At 41.6% G+C, this 2,180-nt stretch carries 1 protein-coding gene and 1 pseudogene; both read left to right on the forward strand.

The genetic code is table 11. From position 1 onward, the window contains the following. Positions 1–373: pseudogene (locus tag V4C51_RS17575) on the forward strand (hypothetical protein); the annotation flags it as partial. Positions 374–941: 568 nt separating this feature from the next. Beyond that, entirely contained in the window at positions 942–2,024 is a 1,083-nt protein-coding gene (locus V4C51_RS17580) for a class II aldolase/adducin family protein (protein WP_330927473.1), read from the forward strand. Positions 2,025–2,180 lie beyond the last annotated feature (156 nt).

Raw genomic sequence — 2,180 nt, forward strand, 5'->3', positions numbered from 1 at the left:
AAAGGCTTTCCAGACGTTAGATCAAACAGGGAAGAGTCGTGTTGACCTTTACGCTGAACAAGTCACAGGCTTGGCCAGACAACTTGCATCTATGGGAATCACGGGTTTAATGGACTGCCAGTCTCGCCGGAAAGAGGCCATTCACACTCACGTCAACGCCTCATTTTCAGCCCTTAACCTCCTGAAATTAGAAAACAGAAGAGACAAGGGTACAGATGAGGAAACGGTGATATCTATCGCTAGTTGGAAACGTCGGAAGTTCAACCAGCACTTGATGTGCAGAGTTTTTGATGACTTAGGTTTAGCCATGACTAATGAAAAAATCATGGATACTTATCGCCGCCCCAGTGATTACGGAGCTATAGCAGCATGAAAGTGTCCGCAGTATTGTTTTGTATTAGAGAATTTTAATTATAAGGGAAAGAAAATAATTTAGCATAAGATATTATGCTTATATAATAAGACTTTACCCTTATATTATGGTGTTGTTCATCCCCGTACTAGAGAGGGTGTCGCGAAACGCTTAATTTTCTCCGTCGTCATCCCATACAGGGATTTTAAGGGATCTATGCCATAAGGATGTGAATCACTAAACCCGGATGATGCGTGCGGTTAGAGTGCCTTCCATAGCGTGTGGTTCCTGTACGTTCCCTTTACAGGATGACGGGTGCGGGGTGTATTTCAGAGTTTCGCGACAGCCTCTAGAAGTACGGTGCTTTCCGTACTTTTGGTATCCCAATCCTTGCATAACCATTCATTGTTGCTCGTGGAGGGGAGAGATCCACTGATGGTAAGGAAGATGCCGGAATGATGATGGCTGCCGTAGAAAAAAAGCTCCTAGTGGCAAAATAGTTTTTACTTTAATTATTATCTTTTCCATTGCTGTCATAGCCGCTGAGCTATACTGCGTGAATTATATGTAATTTCAAAAGGATATGAGTATGAAAAATAATATTATTGAAGAGCTGATAAAAATCTGTAAGTTTGCCGGTGGCCGCTTCGACCTTGTGCAAGCTGGCGGGGGGAATGCTGGCGCTAAGGTGGATACAGCCAGATTGCTGGTATCTCAGGGGGTGGGCTGCGTCCTTTCAGAAACGGAATTGAATCATGGTTATGTAACGGTTGACAGTGAAAAAATACTGAACATTTTAAATAACAAAGATCTGTTGAAAAAATACAGTCTGAAAGAGAGTGTTAAGATAGCCAATAAAGCGGTCAGGGAGGCCAATGAGTTACCGGATATAAAACCCACCGCTGAAGTATTTCTTCATGCCCTGCTCCCGTTTAAATACACACTGCATCTGCATCCTGTCATTATTAATGCATTACTGATAAACCGTGATGCCAGGGAGATTATATCAAATCTTTACCCAGATGCCGGTTTTGTTGAATACGCCTCTCCCGGGCTTGAAGTGTCCATTCTTTTCGGCCAATACATGCAAAGTCTCTCAGGCCGTGAAAAGCCTCATCTCTACTTTATGAAGAATCATGGTATTATGGTTGGTCATGATACTGTCGACGGATTAATCGCCATAGTTGAAGAAATGGTGGATATTGCTGAAAAATATGTCGCGGTTGATTACAGTCACATGAAAAATGCAACAAAAATTGCCGAACTTTATAGTACAATTACTGGCATGAACTGCGTGGCGCATTTTTCCAATGACCAAACCATCAACCAGGTGTTCCATGATGACAAAGAGGCCTTTTTCTTTACTCCCAGTTACCCTGATCAATATGTGTACAATGCGGTTCTGCCACTGGAACTGAAAGAGTTATCTACTCAAGAAATTGTGGATTTTAAAACCCACAATAATAATTTTCTGCCTGGTGTCGTCGTGTATGAGGAGAATATCTATTTTGTCTCTACCAATTTAAAGATTACCCATGAGATGGAGGAGGTTTTCAGATCTCACCTTTTAATTATTGCATTGAACAAACAAAATAGAAATAAAGTAGATAAATTGAACAGCAGTTTACACAATATTCTATTCTCGGTTAACCCATTAAACCGATATCGCTAACCCGGATATTTCATAAACATGCTTCTGGCCTTGCTTGTTCCATGCGGCTCTAAGGAGTTTATGAAATATCCTGGCTAGGAGGCTGTCCGAGAATAGCGCCCGTAGCGAGGATGGCAGAAAATTGAGGATAAAAAGTCGGAAATTTTTAGTGAATAG

Source organism: Candidatus Sororendozoicomonas aggregata (assembly GCF_031528575.1).
GTDB classification, from domain to species: domain Bacteria; phylum Pseudomonadota; class Gammaproteobacteria; order Pseudomonadales; family Endozoicomonadaceae; genus Endonucleibacter; species Endonucleibacter aggregata.

Excerpts from the sequence above, each read along its gene's own strand:
- V4C51_RS17580 (WP_330927473.1), top strand. The coding sequence starts at position 942 with ATGAAAAATAATATTATTGAAGAGCTGATAAAAATCTGTAAGTTTGCC.